This window comes from Planomonospora sp. ID91781, from assembly GCF_015711595.1.
Taxonomy (GTDB): domain Bacteria; phylum Actinomycetota; class Actinomycetes; order Streptosporangiales; family Streptosporangiaceae; genus Planomonospora; species Planomonospora parontospora.
Map to the genome: position 1 here is coordinate 294,310 of NZ_JABTEY010000004.1, position 16,410 is coordinate 310,719.

The following is a 16,410-nucleotide window of genomic DNA, read 5'->3' on the forward strand; positions in this document are numbered from 1 at the left end:
GCGCTGGGGGAAGGCGGTACGGATGGGCGCCGCGGCGCTGGATGAGGCGTGGCGGATGTCCTTCGGATATCGGATTGGAAAAGGCGGGCTGATGCCGGTGGGTGCCTCCCAGGGCCGGAGCGTTCTCATGTGTTGAGACCGAGTAGCTGGAGTCCGTCCGCGGGATGGCTGCGGTAGTGATCAGTGGCGGCGGCGATGTTGGTCCAGCCGATCAGACGGGCCAGGCCGATGGCCAGGTTGCGCAGGCTCGCCATGACCCGTGGGGCGGCGCCGGTCCGGACGCGTGAGGCGTCCTCGCGGTAGGTGACGTCGCGGATGTGGTGCAGGGCCTCGATGCTCCAGTGGCCGCGGATCAGCGTGGCGAGGTGGGCGTGGGTGGCCCGGCCGGGCGGCAGGCTGGTGATCGCGTAGACGGTGACGATGGTGGTGGTGCCGGTGCGGTGGTCGGTGCGGCGGCGTTTGACCTGGATGGCCTGGTTGGCGTGGGGGAAGGGCAGATCGGGCCGGACGGTGCAGATCTTCATGCGGCGGATCTCGCGGCGGCCGTGGCCGCGCTCGTCGGTGCGGTCGTTCAGGATGGCCGCTCGCCAGGGCAGGGCCTTGAGCCGGCGGTGCAGGGTGGGCTGGTTGCCCTTGACGATGAGCAGGTAGTGGCCGCCGGCGGCGAGGATCTGGCGGGCGTGCTCGGTCTGGGTGTGCAGGGCGTCGGCGGTGACCACCACGTTCGCCAGGTCCAGGCTGGACAGCAGCGGCGTGAACGCGCCGATCTCGTTGCTTTTGGCCGCGACCTGGCGTTGGGCGACGACGGTCTGGGTGTCGTGGCGGGCGGCGGCCAGCAGGTGCACGGTGCCGTCGGTGGTGCGGCTGCCGCGCAGGGTCTTGCCGTCGATGGCCAGTCCGGTCAGTGGAGGTCGGCCGGTGGGCGGGCCTGGGGCGGGTGGGCTGTCGGTGGCCAGGGCGGCCAGGTAGGTGCCGATGGCGGTATCGAGGGTGTCGCCGTCCAGGCGGGCGAGCAGCCTGCGCAGGGTGCTGGTGGCCAGGCGGAGGGTGCCGGTCAGTCCGGCGTGTGACAGGAGGTCCGGGTCGTATCCGCTGATGGATCGGTTGATCGCCGCGATGGAGGTGGCTCCGCCCAGGACGGCGAGCAGCATCAGGGCCAGGAGCGGGCCGAGTCGGTAGCGGCGTCCGCGGCGGCTGCGCGGGTCGGGCAGGGTGTCCAGGACCTCGGCCAGGATGGGCAGGTCGGTCCATGGATCGGCTGTTGCGGCGTGCTCGCAGTGGCGGGCGAGCACGTCGATCGGGGATGATGGCACGCGAACGCGGCCCCTGTTCTTGATCGACTGGCTAGACACCGACGATCATCAGGGGTCGCGTTTGTCATCTACGTATCGGGGTGCCCTCCACTGCTGGCCCGGTGCAGGGCTGCGACCGTCTCACCAGCCGAGAACGCCTCCGCCTTGGGGTGCCTCCACACGACACAACCTGATTTTACCTTTTAAGAGCATTTACGGCTTTTATTAATGCTTGGGGTATTACTCCAGTTGAACGCGTAGGGTCCGCCTACGCGATCACCATGGGTCGAGGCTCAGCCCGGTCGCGGTCAGGCGCCCGTCGAGCAGATATGGCCTGGACTGGATCTTCTTCAGTTTGCGTTTCACGATCCGGACCAGACCGTCGAGATCGGTGACGACAAAGTTGGCCATCGCCCGGCGCAGCAGCGACCACACCCCTTCGGCCGGGTTCAGCTCCGGCGCGTACGTCGGCAGCCGCACCACCCGCAACCACGCGGCGTTGGCCGCGGCGAAGTCACTCAACTCCTAGACCCCAATGCCGTTTAGATAGGTCATCGTGCTGGTTGTGGGCCTGTCAGCGTAAGGAGCTGGACGGTGGGAGGTCCCGTGTGACGGATGCCCTTATCGCTGGGACGTCGTTCGCGGTAGCTGCTGCGCCGGGTGCGTTTGACGGAGCGGGGGTAGGTTCGGTGGCGGCGTTCGGGATTGCGGTTGCGGGGCCGTCCAACGTGATGAACGGTCCTGAACCACAGGTCGTGGTCGGGTTCAGGGGGAAAGGCCGCCCGGTCGGTGACCGAGCGGCGCACGATCCGGAGCGTGGCCAGGAACTTGATCCGGTCTGGGTCGACCCCGGCCGCGGTGGCTGCGGTGCAGATCAGGGTGGCCAGCGCCCAGTGGGTGAGGAGATAGGCCCAGATCTCCTGGCGGACCAGGTCCGGGGTCCGCGATCGCAGGACCCTGCCGGGACCGCGTAGGTGGATCTTCAGTTGAGCGAATCCGGTTTCGGCCTCCCAGCGCTCCTGGTAGCAGGCGGCGAGCTGCTGCGCGCTCGCCTCGCCCGGATCGAGGATGGTGGTGATGAGCCGGATGTGCTCACCCCTGCGGTCGGGCACTGTGTAGTCGACCACCCGGACGATCGCCGCAAGGTCCGGATCCGGTTCACGGCCACGGCGGGCGTCATCTCGCAGCCGGTCCTTCTGCGATCGGTGCAATTTGGCGGGCTTGGTGATGACGGCGAGCCAGGAGCCGTCGTCCAGATCTTCCAGCCGGTACGGGTGCAGGCCGGCTTGGACACGCCACAGCAGTTGAGCGCCGGTCGAGGAGGCGTATTGCCAGGCGCGGAAGCTGTAGAAGCCGCGGTCGGCGGTCAGCAGCATCTCGGGCGTGAGCCGCCCGTACAACGAGTAGGCGAGGGTCTGCTCACTGTCCCAGCAGCCCGAGGTGTCCGCCGCGACGATCGCGTGCGAGGCGTACTCGCTGATCGCCACCACTCTGGCCTGCGGGTATACGGTCTCGTATCCGCCCGCGCTGTCGTTGGGGAACTCCGCCAGGTTCGCCGCCGTGTCCGGCAGATCGAGGATGAACCCGTCGATCGCCATCAACCGCCACCGCCCCAGCCACGCTCCTGAGGTCGTCTCCGTCGCGGCCGGACGGGCGAGGCGCTCGAACACCTCCCGGACGACCTCAGCCCCCAACCGCTGCCGGGCCTGGGTGACCGCGCCCCGCGTCGGCGGCTCCCATCGCACTCCCGGCACCGCCGTGAGCAGGCCGGTCAGTTTCTCCGCGACTTCCTCATTGTCGTCGTCCGCGAACAGGCACAACGCCATCAGCAGGTAGAGCGTCACATGCGCGGGGAGCTTCCGGACCCACTCCTCGCGGCATCCGTGCAGCTCGATCGCCTCGTCCAGGAGCTGCCGTGGTACCAGCGACGTCAACGCCCCCAGCCCCACCAGATCCGTCAGCCGGCCCGGCCCAGCACCCTTGATCCACTCCGTCACCCGACGGACGCTGCCAGCATAAATGCCTATCTAAATGGCATTGGCTCCTAGACCAGGTGCAGGTTCAGGTTGTCCCAGCACCACACCAGCGGAGCCCCGAGATGCTCATGCACCGCGACGATCAGATCCCGGTACTGCCGCCAGGAAAAGCTCTTGGCCTCGCCCCGGCGGCCCCGGCAGACATGCAGCGCGTAGAACAGATGCGAACGCCGGCCGGGACGCAAACAGACCACCCCGGCCACGTTGACCCGTCCCGCGCCCCGGCCCCGTACCCGCACCACCGGCCGCATCCCGCGCGGCGCCCAGGTCCTTCCCTTTCGGCGGCCTCAGCCCCTGGCCTGTCTCGTCTTCGAAGCAGACGTAGGCGCCCAGGTCCGCCGCGGTGCTTTTACCTGCGGCCACACCTCGTCCTTCCACGCCGCGATGGCCTCCTCGTCGCGCTCGACGGCCCGGCGCAGCGGCACCTGCACCGACCAGTTGTGCCGTTTGAGCAGCCTGGCCACGCCCTGGACGGTGTAACCGACATGGAAGAGCCGACCGATCACCGTCTTGACGCGGCCCAGCGTCCAGCGCTGGTCATCGGCGAACCCATGCGCCAGCGGCCCCCGCTTCAGCTCCGCCTCCAGCGTCGCCCACGACCGCGCCGACAACCGCTCCCGCGAGACCGGCCCGGCCGAACGCAGGGCCTGCGCTCCGCCCTGCCGCCAACGGCGGCGCCATCGCCGTACCGTCCGCTCGGTGACCCGCAGGTCCCGGGCGATAACCGCGACCGGCTCCTCCCGCGCGAACCGCTCGGCCGTCTCCAACCGCAGCCGCTCGCGTCGCTCCTGCTCGGCGGGCGTGTACCCACCCCGTTGCGCGTACCTCATACTCCCGCTCTACCGCGAAGGCCGCACAACACCACAGCTCAGACGGACCCTACGAGTTCAATTGGAGTAGTCCTGTGCACGTCAGGGCGCTCCGCCCAGGGCGTACCATGGGTGCTTCGGAAGGGGAGCGTGACTGTCCTTTCGGATTGGAGAGAAGGCCGGCGGACAGGAGTGCCATTCCGCGGTCTCTTCGGAGACCATCCGCCGGTCTTCGCCTTGTCACCGGGCTTCGGTGCCTCTCCCGCTCACAGCACGGCTCGGACGTCCCGTGGCCGGTGAGCCGGACGCCGCGGCGATCGCCCGGCTCGCCGATCGGTCCGGTCTCGGGCTGGAGCACATCCGTTGAAGCCGGCCGGTTATGTGCCCGCCTGCCATCAGGCGAGGGCTCGGGCTACCGGCGGGACCGTCCTGCTGCACCTGCGCATTCATACCTGCACACGTCCAAGGTGGAAGTCCCCGCGGGCTGGACGGTATCCGGTCCGATCAAGGCGTTCAGGCCCGGCGGCGGGGATCGGGAAGGATGCCGTCCGCCCGTAGCGGGCGGGCTGCCTCGCATGGGCGATCAGGCGTCTGCTGGTCGAAGCGACAGCCAGCGGGGAGGTTCCGGCTGGCGGGAGGAGCTCAGAAAGACGGCCGAAGCGGCGTCCGCGGAGAATCCCCGCCATGCGGCGGTGATGCGGCGCCTGCTCGTGGGCGTTCGGCTGGTCGTGAGGCGCGGGAAGCAGGCGCGCCATGGGCACCTCGCCGGCGCCGGTCGAATGCGTTCTGCAGCCGCCGGACCGGCGGATGGTGATGTTCGCGTCGTCGACGGCGGCTGATCGCGTGGGTGATCGGACGCCCTGGCCGTAGAAGGGACGGCGGTGAGCACGACCCGAGGGGTGGTGATCGTGGGCGCTTGCTGCGGCGGGGAAAGAAAGAGCGGGCCGGGCATCGTGTGCCCGGCCCGCTCGTCAGGGCGCCGTTCGCGGTGAGCGGACTGCGATGTCGGTCAGAGCGATCCGGCCGCGTCCAGCGGTCGGCAGCAGATGATGGGGATGCCGGTGACCGTGGCCCGGTTGTCCTGCAGGACGGGGGATGCGCGATGCGTCTTGTAGATCTCGGTGGATGCTTCATCCAGCAGGATCGTCACGCACTGGGTGGCATTTCGTCGCGCCGGGGGGACCACATCGGTGACGGTGCCGGTCAACCCGTCGAGGAAGCGCGACTTGATGCCGACGATTCGGACTGGCCTGAGACGGGCCGAAAGATCTCACGTCGCGGACGTGGCCGGGCAACAAGTGCTCGCCTGTGATGAGAGCCAGAGCGTGCAAGGGGTCAACGATGAAGAGCTCGAGCCGCTCGGCTCTGCTCAGCGGTGCGTCGCGGCGCCTTGGTTGCGTCCACGGAAGTGGTGTAAGAGTTTCCCCAGCACACAGGCGTGCCGCCGGACATGAAGACGGCCATCGCGTGATCCTTCGGGTTGCGAAACCAAGATCGAAGGAAGAAAGCGATGGCCGTGAACAACAGTGTGGACCCGATGGCGTGGCTGGCGGAGCAGATTCAGACCAGCGACCCGGATCTGTTGCGCTCCATGGTGAAGACCATGGCCGAGGCGTTGATGTCGGCTGAGGCCGACAGCCTGTGCGGCGCCGCCTACGGCGAGCGCAGCGATCAGCGCGCCAACCGCCGCAACGGCTACCGGAAGCGGGACTGGGACACCCGCGCCGGCACCGTCGAGCTCGCCATCCCCAAGCTGCGTTCGGGCACCTACTTCCCGGACTGGCTGCTGCAGCGCCGCCGCCGGGCCGAACAGGCCCTCATCAGCGTGGTGGCCACCAGCTACCTGCTGGGCGTCTCCACCCGCCGCGTCGACAAGCTGATCGAGCAGCTCGGGGTGCAGCACATCTCGAAAAGCCAGGTCTCGGAGATGGCCAAGATGCTCGACGGGCAGGTGGAGGCCTTCCGCACCCGCCCGCTGGACGGCGGCCCGTATGCGTTCCTGTGGCTGGACGCGCTGACGCAGAAGGTCCGTGAGGACGGGCGGACGGTGAACGTGCACGTGCTGGTCGCCACGGCCGTGAACGCCGACGGCCGCCGGGAGATCCTGGGGCTGGAGGTGACCTCGGCCGAGGACGGCGCGGGCTGGCTGGGCTTCCTGCGGGGCCTGGTGGCGCGGGGCCTGTCGGGGGTGCAGCTGGTGGTCTCCGATGCCCACCGGGGCTTGGTGGAGGCGGTCGGCGCGGTGCTGGCGGGCGCGGCCTGGCAGCGCTGTCGAACGCACTACCTGCGGAATTTGCTGACCACCGTGCCCAAGTCGGCGCAGCCGTGGGTGGCGACCCTGGTGCGCACGATCTTCGACCAGCCGACCGCCGAGGCCGTGCGCTCCCAGCATGCCTGGGTCATCGACGCCCTGGAGGCGAAGTATCCGGCCGCGGCGGCGCATCTGGACGCGGCCCGGGAGGAGTTGCTGGCCTTTGCTGCGTTCCCTCGGGAGGTCTGGCGGCAGGTGTGGTCGAACAATCCGCAGGAGCGGTTGAACAAGGAGATCCGCCGCCGCACCGACGTGGTCGGTATCTTCCCCGACCGGAGTTCGGTCGTGCGCCTGGTGGGTGCGGTGCTGGCCGAGCAGACCGACGAGTGGACCGAGGCCCGCCGCTACATGGGGCTGGACGTGCTGGCCAAGGTCCGGCTGCGGCTGATCTGCGGCGACACACCGGGGCAGAACCCGCTGCCGCAGACACTTACCGCTTAACCTGCAGAAACGGGATCACGCGAAGGCCGACTCATACACCACTTCGCTGGACGTGACCGGCGCCTTCTGCCTGCAGGCCAAGGGCGATATCGAGCAGTCGTCGGCCCTGGGCTCTGCTGATCCCCAGTTCCACAGCGACGTCGGGGCCCTTCAGTTCACGCTTTTCGGCGGCCGCGGCCTTCACCATCTCCTGGACCTGGCGGACCCGCTTGTGGTGCTGCTCGTCCCGGATGCTGCAGGCGCGCGGCCGGCTGTCGCGGGCGCCACGTGGCCGGCCCGCGCCCGCACCGGCGCCCGGCCTCCGGTAGCCGGTGACCGTGGCGCGCGTCCAGTGCGGGATGCCGTACACCTCGGCGCTCGCCGGCGGCGCGTAGTCCTCGGCCACGTTCTTCAGCCATCGCTTGGGCGTGATTTCCCACAACGCGGCGGCTTCCTGCGCCTCCAGCAGATCGTCCGGGTCGTCCTCGGCGGGCAGCTCGGGGATGGGTTCGCCTGCCGCGTGCGCAGCGGCCTGGTCGCGGTCCCAGAGTCTTTTCCGGGTCGCGCTGATGGGAGCCGGGAGGGTGGGGTCGCTGTAGAGACCCTTCTTGCGGGCGGTGACAACGCTGGTGATGCCGTGCAGCTTGGCCAAGTCGGCGGCGTCGACCGCGGTACGGTCCGCGCGGATCATGCGACTACCCCTCCCCTTAACGCCGGCGACGTCGGTAGATGTCCTCGCTGTGCGGTGAGTGACGATGGAGCCGACGGTTGCCACCCGCTCACGCGGATCCGTCGGCTCCTTGATGTTCTTGCGCGCTTCCCCGATGGGCTAGGGCGACATCGTGGGAGCAGAGGGTCGACCGCCGGAGCAGCCGGACGTTCCGTCAGTGCGATGAGGCGTCGCATAGGGTCCGCGTGGGACCCAGCATCCGCGGTAACGATCTGGTTCGTTGGCGGCGGGTAGCGATCAGCAAAGTGGCTTGTAAAGGTAGATTTGCCTGTGGATCACGCCGTAGCAGGATCGTGGGGTGACGGCGCGTGGGGCGCACGGGCTATCGGACAAGCCGTGCCGCGCAAGGACCGTTCGGGCGAGGGATGCCGTGTCTACTGCTGTAGTGGGAGCGTCGGTCGGGGACCGTATCAAGGCCGCTCGTCGGCAACGAGGGCTATCGCAGGCGGAGCTTGCCCACCCGGAGGTGTCGGACAGCTATGTCTCATTGATCGAGAGCGGTAAGCGCATCCCCACGCCCGGCGTGCTGGAACTGCTGGCCGATAAGCTCGGGTGCTCCGTCCTGTACTTACGGCACGGTGTGACGCCCGAGCAGACGACGACGTTCGAAGAAGGTCTTCGGGAGGCGCGTACGGCGCTGGAGACCGGCGCCCATGCTCAAGCGCGGGCGCGGTATGCCGAGCTGGTCCATGACAGCGGCTTGACCGGTCTGCCGGAGCTGCACCGGGAGGCCGAGCTCGGGCTGGCCGCGGCGATGCAGGCCTGCGGTGAGCTGGATGAGGCGATCACGCTGCTGGAGCGGATCCGTCGACGTGAGGAGCCCCTGCCCGCCGACGCGGCGATGACCGTCATCGGCCGGTTGTCGTCGTGCTACCGGCAGCGGGGTGATCTGGCGTCGGCGGTGGCGATCGCCGAACCGGTGGTGCTGGGTTCGCCGGTGCCCCGGTGGGATGCCGGGATCATCCAGTTGGGCGTCGAACTGCTGGCCGCCTATGTCGAGCGCGGTGACCTGCTGCGGGCGCAGCAGTTCTGCCGGCAGCTGGTGACGGCCGCCGAACGGCTCGCCGCTCCCCCGGCGCTGGCGGCCGCCTGGCGCGCCGCGGCGGTCGTGGCCGCCGAGAGCGGACAGACCGAACAGGCGCTGACGGCAGTCGAACGGGCGATCGCCGCGCAGCTGGGCAGCGGCGCGGCGGGCGCCAGCGAGGACCGGGTCCGCAGCCGGTATGCCGCGATCGCGCTGAGTGTGGCGCCGGAGCGCGGCGGCGCGTGGCGGCCGGTGCTGTCGCGGGCGCTGGAGGAACTGCGCGGACTTTCCGGTGCTGGGCGGGAAACGGTGCGGTGCGCGGTGGATCTCGCGCGGGCGGAGCTGGCGGCGGGCGCGGTGCGGCAGGCGCAGGAGCACCTGACGGTGGTCGACGACCGTCTGGAGGAGCTGCCGCACGATGTGCGGGCGGAGCGGCATCTGCTGGCCGGGCAGATCATGGCGCAGCTGGGGCGGCCGCGGGACGCCCTTGCTGAGCTGTCGGCGGCGGGTGCATGGCTGGCCACGGCGCCGCCCACCCGGCGGATCGCGCGGGCATGGCTGGCGATCGCGCGCATCCGCGAGGATCTGGATGATGCCAAGGGCAGCGCCGAGGCGTATCAGCAGGCGTTGACGCACGCGGGGCTGTGACGTGCGCTGCGGCCGAGTCGCTCCGCCGGCCGCGCGCAGGTGCCGCCTTATCGGCGCGGCACCATGCGCCGTACCGCCGCGCCGCGGTCGCCTGCGGCAGGGGTCATTGGTAGCAGCAGGCTCCCCCGGCGGCCGGCGCTGAGACCGGGGCGCGGTCGGCCGGTCGCGGGTCGGCCGCTGCCGTACCGGGAGCGGCGAACGCGAGCAGGGCCACCGTGGCCGTGGTGACGAGGGCGGTGCGTCGATTGCGTCTGGTCACGGGTTTCTCCGAATCACGGTCATGATCTTCGGGAGGAATTGTCCCGTGGACCGTCGTGTGACACAACGTCCGCATGGGGACAAGTCTCTGCGAGCGACGGTGATCATCAACGGTGGTGGCCGATACGCCCATGAAATGATCGATGAGTGGGTCGTCGGCAGAGCAAGGAGCGCGACGTGATCGGTGACAGCACGGCGGGGTGGAGACTGCGGACGCTGCGGAAGCAGGCCGGCATGACCTGGTCGCAGTTGGCCGGACCGGAGTTCACCGAGGACGACATCGCGGCGTATGAGGCGGGTGAGGAGACCATGTCGCCGCTGGTGCTGGGAATCTTGGCCGAGCGGCTGGGCTGTTCACCGGTGCACCTGCAGCACGGCGTCGCCGATCAGGACATGGCCGTGCTGCGGTCCCGGGCCGACCGTGCGGACAAGGCCTTGCGCGACGGCCGGCTCGAGGTCGCCGTCCAGGAGTTCACACGGTTGCGGTCTGAGCCCGGTCTGCCGTTGGTGCCTCAGCTGCGCTGGCAGGTGGAGTACGGCTACGCCCTGGCGCTGGAGGCCACGGGTGATCGCCGGGCTGCGATCGACCGGCTGACGACGCTGCTGGAGCAGGTGGGCTCGGAACAGGTCGAGATGGCGGATCAGGAGATTCGGCACCGCGAGCAGCGCATCTCGATCGCGGTGGCGTTGTGCCGGTGCCATCGGGAGGTGGGCGACCTCGGCGCGGCCGTACGGGTGGGTGAGGCGGCGCTGGAGCGGGAGGAGCCGCTGGGGTGGACCGACCGGCTGGTCGAGCTGGGCGCCACGCTGCTGGCCGCTTACATGGAGCGTGGGCAGTACGCGCGCATGGCGCAGTTCAACGAGCAGTTGCTGGAGGTCGCCGACTGGATCGGCTCGACGCGGGCGCAGCTGGCGGCGGCCTGGAACGGCGCGGCCGTGGCGATGGTCCTCGGTGACCGGGACAACGCCGAGCTGCTGAGCAAGCGGGCGCTGCGCCTGCAGGAGGAGCGGGGAGGACGGCTCGCCTCCGGTCGGCTGCGGATGTTCCTGGCCGAGCACATGCTCCTGCACATGCCCGATGATCTGGACCGGATCGAGGAGATGCTCGCGGCCGCGCATGCCGACCTGATCGCGGCGCCGGCCCATCCGGGTGACGTGGCCTCGTGCGAGCTCGCCTTAGCGCGCGTCGACCTGGTGCGCGGGCGGGCTGTGCAGGCCCGGGAGCGGGCGCAGCAGATCGTCCGGCACAAGGATCTGGTCGGGCCGGTGGCGGTGGAGGCGCACGAGCTGCTGGCGGCGATCGACCAGACGACCGGGGACCTGCCTGGGGCGGCGGCCGCGCAGGCGCGGGCGGCGGAGATCCTGCAGGCGATGGTGGCGCTGCCGCGGGCGTCGCGGGCATGGCGGGCGGCAGCGGATCTGCACGGGCAGGTGGGCGCGGCGGATCAGGAGCATCGGGCGTTGGTGCAAGCGCTGCAGTGCGCGCATATGTGAATGTCTGAGCGGAAACTCGTGGCGGGCCGCTGCACCGGACGGCAGCGGCCCGCCGGTTCATCGCAGCTTGACCGTGGTCGGCAGTGCGGAAAAGCCCCGGAGGTTCGTCGTGCACGCCAGGCGGATTCCTTCCGGGTCGATGTCGTAGGCGTCGACGGCAGTGATGAGCTCTTCCAGCGCGATGCGCAGCTGCATGCGGGCCAGGGCCGCGCCGAGGCAGAAGTGCGGTCCGCCGCCGAACGGGATGGCGGAGCCGGTGTCGCGGTTCAGGTCGTAGCGGTCCGGGTCGGGGAAGACCCGGGGGTCGCGGTTGGCCGAGGCGCCCAGCAGCAGGATGCGCGATCCGGCGGGAACCAGGGTGCCGTGCAGGAGGGTGTCGCGGGTGAGTTCGCGTGCCAGGGCCTGGGCGGGTCCGTCGTAGCGCAGGGTCTCGTTGACCCAGCCGTCGATGTTGCCTTCCCAGGCCAGCGCCTGCTGCTCGGGGTGCCGCCACGCCTGGTACCACGCGTTGCTGGCGAGTTTGGTGACGGTCTCGGTGCCGGCGGCGTTGATCAGCAGCAGTGAGGTGATGATCTCCTGGTCGGTGAGCCGGTCGCCGTCGAGGTCGGCGGTGGCCATGGTGCTGATGAGGTCGTCGCGCGGGTGGGCCCGCCGTTCCATGATCAGGTGGCCGTAGTAGGTGGTCAGGTCCTGCAGCGATTCCCAGAAACTCATCGGCAGCTGGGTGTCGCCGTCCTGGCGCTGGCCGACGTCGATCACCATGTCGCGCACCATGGTGCGGTCGGCCGCCGGGATGCCGAGGATCTCGGCGATGACGTCCATCGGGATGAGGGTGAAGGTCTCGGCGAAGTCGAAGCTCCCGTCGCTGCCCTCCCAGGCGCGGTGCAGGTGCTGGCGGATGATGGCGCGGATCGCCGGTTCGAGCGCGGCCACGCGGGCGCGGGTGAATCCGCGGCCGACCAGGGCGCGCAGGCGCGTGTGCTGCGGCGGGTCGAGGGCGATGAAGCCGACGAGCTCGGCGGCGCTGAGTCCTTGCTGTGCCACGACGTCCCACATCTCCAGGCTGACGCCGCGGCTGCTGGAGTACAGGGCGTGGTCGCGTAGCGCCAGGCGCACGTCGGCGTGGCGCGACAGGGCGTAGAAGTCGTGGTGGTCGTTGCGGTACAGCGGTGCGTTCTCTCGCAGCCACGCGTAGGTGGGATACGGATCCTCCTGGAGCGCGTGGGTGAAGGGATCGTATTCCACGGTTGTTCTGTCTCCTTCAGGGCGCGGCCGCGGGCGCGGCTGCTGGTCGGGGTGCGGGTGCGGGTCAGACGACGGTGGTTGCCAGCTGTAGGCGGTTTCGCGCTGGCTCAGCAGGGTGGTGATGCGCTCTTCGACGTGCACGGGCAGCGGCCAGCGCGCCTCCGGGACGAGGGTGAGGTGGTGCTGGTAGACGGCGGACAGGGCCTCGGGGTGCTGCTTGAGATAGGCGGTGTCGACGCGGGAGGCGAACCGTCGCAGAGGGCTGCGGTCGGCCGCGTAGTAGTGCCGCACGAAGGCGACGACCTCGAGGTCGGTGTCGTCTTCGCTGGAGGGCCGGTGCTCGTGCGTGGATGCGGCCGTCGGCCGGATGGCCTCGGGGTCGTGGCCGGCCGCGCGCAGCAGACAGCAGATCAGGGCGCGCGCTTGCGGTGACAAGGCCACGCCGCCGGGCGTGCAGGAGCGCCGGTAGGCGAAGGGCAGCAGGTAAGGGCGCTCGATGACGTCCGCGAGGGTCTGCGGCTCAGCGCTCAGCCGGTCAGGCCACACTGCTTGGATGGCAGTGATCAGCGTGTCGGCGTCCTGTGCGCGTAGCGCGTTCAGGTCGAGGTGCGGGCCGTCGTGATCGCAGGATGCTGCCTCGTGGCCGAGCGGGAGTTTCTGCTCCAGTGAGGGCGCCGGGTGCGCAGGAGCATCACGGTCGATGCCACCGGTCGCCGATACAAGATCATGGTGGTTCTGCGGGACATCGGCTTTCCCAGGCGTGTACTGCCGTGGCAGCAGGGGTGCCGCGGAGTGAGGCGAGAGCTGCACGAAGGGAATCCAGGGGGGTGTTCCTTTGCGCACTCCGACAGCCATGGGTGATTCCTCCCGTATGTACGTGCCCAAGACGAGTAAGCATTTGATGTCGGAAAGTTTCGAATGCGCACTTCCGACACCCTGTCTCCTGGTGGCTGCTCCGGCAGGATGCTGCCGCTGACCAGGAAGTTCCTGGGCAACGACAGCACGCCCCCGCGTTGCCGAAGCAGCACCTCGCACCGTACAGAGCCCAGGTCAAAATGGGGTTAGCGCGAGGTAAGCGCATGGTCAGGTGAAAAATCCGTTCACCGACCGTATTGACGTTTCGCTCCGTCCGTGCCCTTTAGCTACAGTGCTCCAGTACGGGGTGATCCACTACTCGACAGCACCCGACCGGACCGGCGTCAGGAGCAGCGTGCGTTTTGCGATCCTGGGACAGACGGCGGTCGCCGACGCCGAGAACCTGAATCTGACGCTGTTGCAGCGGCGGGCGATCGCCGCTTTGGTCGCGGCCGAACTGATAGGGCGCAGAAGAGGGCTGCCGCCCGAGCACAGAGGGCTATCGGCAGAACGGCTGATGCAGGCCATCTGGCAGGATTACGCCGACCACGCCAATTCACTGAAAACGCTGTTGTCGGGCCTGCGCGCGCGTCTGGGGGAACGCCTACCGAAAGGCAGTGATGGCCGGTACCGCATCGTCTTGGACCCTGCCGACACGGTGGATGCGCTGGACTTTCGCGCTCTGCTGGAAAACGCCGAAACCGCCATGGGCGCCGGAGAACCGCTCAGCGCCGTCACGATCCTGCAAGAGGCCGTCGACCTGTGGAGCGGTCCGCCGCTGGCGGATGTGCCGGAGCAGGTCGACCAGCTGCGCGCGTGGAGTGAGGAGCTGCTGCGCGACCGCGGCACCGCGGTCGCGCTGCTGCTGCAGACACGGCTGGAGCTGGGTGGCGATCACCACCATGGGCTCGTGGCCGACGTGGAGCAGGCGCTGGCCGACGACCCGAGCTCCGAACCCCTGCACGCGCTGCTGATGCGGGCGCTGGCGCGGGCCGGCCAGTATGCGCGCGCGCTGCAGTACTTCGCGACGGCGGAGGCACGGCTGCGCGAGGAGACCGGCTACGGGCCCGGGCCGCACCTGCGCCAGGTGCGCGATGAGATCGCCGCCGAAGCCGAAACCGCAGCCGCACCGGCCCCTGCACCGCCGGTCATGACGCCGGCGCTGAAGCAGCTGCCGCCGGCGCTATGGGACTTCACCGGACGGCAATCGGAGATCACCGAGCTTGTGCAGTGGCTCACTCCTCAGCACGGGCGCCGCGGCGTGCCGATCGTGAACATCAGCGGCCCACCCGGCGTCGGCAAGAGCACCCTGGCGATCCAGGTGGCGCACGAGCTGAGCTCAGACTATGAGGATCAAATCTGGGTGCCGATGGGGGCGATGTCGGGGAAGCCGCGCGCCCTCGCCGACGTCCTGGCCGAGCTGCTGGGCACGCTCGGAGTCACCTCCCGCAACGTCCCCCCGAGCCTGCACGAGCGCAGCATGCTGGTGCGCTCGATACTGGCCGGACGCCGGGTGCTGCTGGTCATCGACGATGTCGCCGAGCTGCATCAGGTACAGGCCCTGCTGCCGGGCACGGCGGGTTCGGCGGTGATCCTCACCAGCCGCAAGCGCATGGTCGACAGCGGGGTGCGTTCATTGCTGCTGCATCCGATGGGTATCGAGGAGGCACGCGCGCTGCTCGAAGAGATCATCGGCCGCCAGCGGGTGGCCGCCGAACCGGAGGGCGCGAAGGAGTTGATCCGCGCGTGCAGCGGCCTGCCGTTGGCTCTGCAGATCTCCGGGGCCCGGCTCGTGATCCAGGACTCATGGCGCATCGCCGACCTGGCGGCACGGCTCCATGAGCTGTCGGAGTTCTCGGTCGGCGGCAAGACGATCATTGCGAGCCTGGCCGAGAGCTATACGGCGCTGCCGGAGCCCGCCCAGCGAGCCTTTCGCGTCCTGTCCCTGGCCGGGTCGGATTGGCCGACCTGGCTGGCGACGATGCTGCTCACCACCGGCGATGCCGGCCCGCTGCTGGAGACGCTGGTGCTGCACAACCTGCTGACCACCGCGGGCGTGGACGCGATAGGCCAACCGCGCTACCGCTTCCACGACGTGCTAAGGGAATACGCCGCGCTCCAGCTGACCGAACACCCTTCCGATCACGACCTCGCCCTTCAGCAACTGCTGCTCGGATGGCTGGAGTTGGTCAGCGTAGCGGCCGCCGCGACGCCGGGCGAATTCCATTTCCCCTCAGCGCGAGCCATCACCCCCCGGACGTTCGCACCGGCCGTGGTCTGCGACTTGATCACAACCGATCCGGACGGCTGGTACGACGCCGAATGCGGCAACATCGTCACCGTGACCCGGCTGGCCTGCCAGTACGAGCGCTATCGGCTGGCCTACGGCCTGGCCTCGCGCCTGTCGGCCTACCTGATCCGCGAAGAGCGCCTGCAGGAGGCCGAAGACCTCTGGCGAGAGATCGTGCAGATCAGCGCGGACGCCGGCGATGCCAACGTCACCGCGCAGGCACGGCTCCGGCTGGCCTGGTTGATCATGCAGCAGCCCGGCCAGTCGGAGCGCGCCGTCCCGCTGGCCGACACGTGCATCACCGTCTTCACCGACCAATCCGACCACCAGGGTCTGAGCCGAGCCCTGGCGATGCGCGCCGAAGCGCATTACCACATGGCCGCAGAAGCGCACGACGACGCGGAGGACACCGGTACGCCACCCGCACACCGCTCCGATCACCGGATCGCCAACCATCTTGCCCAGGCGGTCAACGACGCCCAGCAGGCACGCGAGCTCAGCCGGACCCTCGCCACCCGGCAGACGGAACTGGTCAGCACCTGGATCCTCGCCATGGTGGCCAGCCTGCAAGCAGACGGGACCGCCGCGGTCGAATACGCCGATGAGGCGATGAAGCTCGGCATCGCGCACAGCGCCGAGCACAGTGACCGCAGCTACGAGATGCACGCCCTGTACGCGGTGGCGACGGCCGCCTTGACCTGCGCCCGATATCAGGCCGCGTACGAGGCGTGCGAAAGCGGGCGCGCGCTGGCACAGGCGATCCGGCACCGGACAGCCGAGGCGCGGTTCGTGGAAAAGCGCGGCGACGTTCTGACGGCGATGATCCGGTGCGCCAGGGAGAAGGGCGACGAGCGGGCAGCGGAGGAGCATCGCAAGGCCGCCTTGGCCGCCTACCGTGAGGCCTCACATGTATACAGCGGTGATCTGGTCGACGCGCACCGCCATCGCTGCATGAAAAAAATGATCAAAGCCGACGCGTTAAGGCCTGTCCTGTGAAT

13 protein-coding genes are annotated in these 16,410 nt (G+C 69.3%); 4 read left to right on the plus strand and 9 right to left on the minus strand.

The annotated features are described in order from the left end of the window. Window positions 1-125 precede the first annotated feature (125 nt). The 6 genes from HS048_RS35090 to HS048_RS35115 form a co-directional block, all read right to left on the minus strand. Window positions 126-1,313 (minus strand): ISAs1 family transposase, encoded by a 1,188-nt coding sequence (locus HS048_RS35090; RefSeq protein ID WP_196470154.1) that lies wholly within the window; start codon window positions 1,311-1,313, stop codon window positions 126-128. Between the two features lie 255 nt (window positions 1,314-1,568). After that, window positions 1,569-1,814 carry a transposase gene (locus tag HS048_RS35095; protein ID WP_196470133.1) on the minus strand — a complete coding sequence of 82 codons (246 nt, stop codon included), beginning with the start codon at window positions 1,812-1,814 and terminating at the stop codon, window positions 1,569-1,571. A 29-nt stretch (window positions 1,815-1,843) separates the two neighbouring features. After that, the gene (locus tag HS048_RS35100) at window positions 1,844-3,289 is read right to left on the minus strand and encodes an IS4 family transposase (RefSeq protein ID WP_196470155.1); all 1,446 of its coding nucleotides are present in this window, start codon (window positions 3,287-3,289) and stop codon (window positions 1,844-1,846) included. A gap of 47 nt (window positions 3,290-3,336) precedes the next feature. Continuing rightward, a complete protein-coding gene (locus tag HS048_RS35105) occupies window positions 3,337-3,570 on the minus strand; it encodes a hypothetical protein (RefSeq protein WP_196470135.1) in 234 nt (77 codons plus the stop codon). Between the two features lie 45 nt (window positions 3,571-3,615). Next, window positions 3,616-4,158, minus strand: a complete 543-nt coding sequence (locus HS048_RS35110; RefSeq protein WP_196470136.1) for a winged helix-turn-helix domain-containing protein — start codon at window positions 4,156-4,158, stop codon at window positions 3,616-3,618. 988 nt (window positions 4,159-5,146) lie between these two features. Next, complete coding sequence (locus tag HS048_RS35115; protein WP_196470156.1) at window positions 5,147-5,344, minus strand: hypothetical protein; 198 nt, start codon at window positions 5,342-5,344, stop codon at window positions 5,147-5,149. Between the two features lie 303 nt (window positions 5,345-5,647). Here HS048_RS35115 and HS048_RS35120 point away from each other — a divergent pair, with 303 nt between their 5' ends. Beyond that, a complete protein-coding gene (locus HS048_RS35120) occupies window positions 5,648-6,889 on the plus strand; it encodes an IS256 family transposase (RefSeq protein WP_196465821.1) in 1,242 nt (413 codons plus the stop codon). A 31-nt stretch (window positions 6,890-6,920) separates the two neighbouring features. On the opposite strand, the gene HS048_RS35125 is transcribed toward HS048_RS35120, so the two are convergent. Further along, on the minus strand, window positions 6,921-7,559 hold the full coding sequence (locus HS048_RS35125) for a hypothetical protein (protein WP_196470157.1): 639 nt from the start codon (window positions 7,557-7,559) through the stop codon (window positions 6,921-6,923). 424 nt (window positions 7,560-7,983) lie between these two features. On the opposite strand from HS048_RS35125, the gene HS048_RS35130 reads away from it, so the two are divergent. Further along, window positions 7,984-9,270, plus strand: a complete 1,287-nt coding sequence (locus tag HS048_RS35130) for a helix-turn-helix transcriptional regulator (RefSeq protein WP_196470158.1) — start codon at window positions 7,984-7,986, stop codon at window positions 9,268-9,270. A gap of 103 nt (window positions 9,271-9,373) precedes the next feature. Here HS048_RS35130 and HS048_RS35135 read toward each other — a convergent pair whose 3' ends face one another. After that, complete coding sequence (locus HS048_RS35135) at window positions 9,374-9,529, minus strand: hypothetical protein (RefSeq protein WP_189239700.1); 156 nt, start codon at window positions 9,527-9,529, stop codon at window positions 9,374-9,376. A 176-nt stretch (window positions 9,530-9,705) separates the two neighbouring features. Between HS048_RS35135 and HS048_RS35140 the strand changes: the two genes are divergently transcribed. Further along, window positions 9,706-11,022: a helix-turn-helix transcriptional regulator gene (locus tag HS048_RS35140; RefSeq protein ID WP_196470159.1), complete on the plus strand. Its 1,317-nt coding sequence runs from the start codon at window positions 9,706-9,708 to the stop codon at window positions 11,020-11,022. 57 nt (window positions 11,023-11,079) lie between these two features. Here the strand turns inward: HS048_RS35140 and HS048_RS39035 are convergent, their stop codons facing one another. Next, entirely contained in the window at window positions 11,080-12,813 is a 1,734-nt protein-coding gene (locus HS048_RS39035; RefSeq protein ID WP_307832755.1) for a cytochrome P450, read from the minus strand. Between the two features lie 664 nt (window positions 12,814-13,477). Here HS048_RS39035 and HS048_RS35150 point away from each other — a divergent pair. Further along, a complete protein-coding gene (locus HS048_RS35150; RefSeq protein WP_196470160.1) occupies window positions 13,478-16,408 on the plus strand; it encodes a BTAD domain-containing putative transcriptional regulator in 2,931 nt (976 codons plus the stop codon). Window positions 16,409-16,410: the final 2 nt, after the last annotated feature.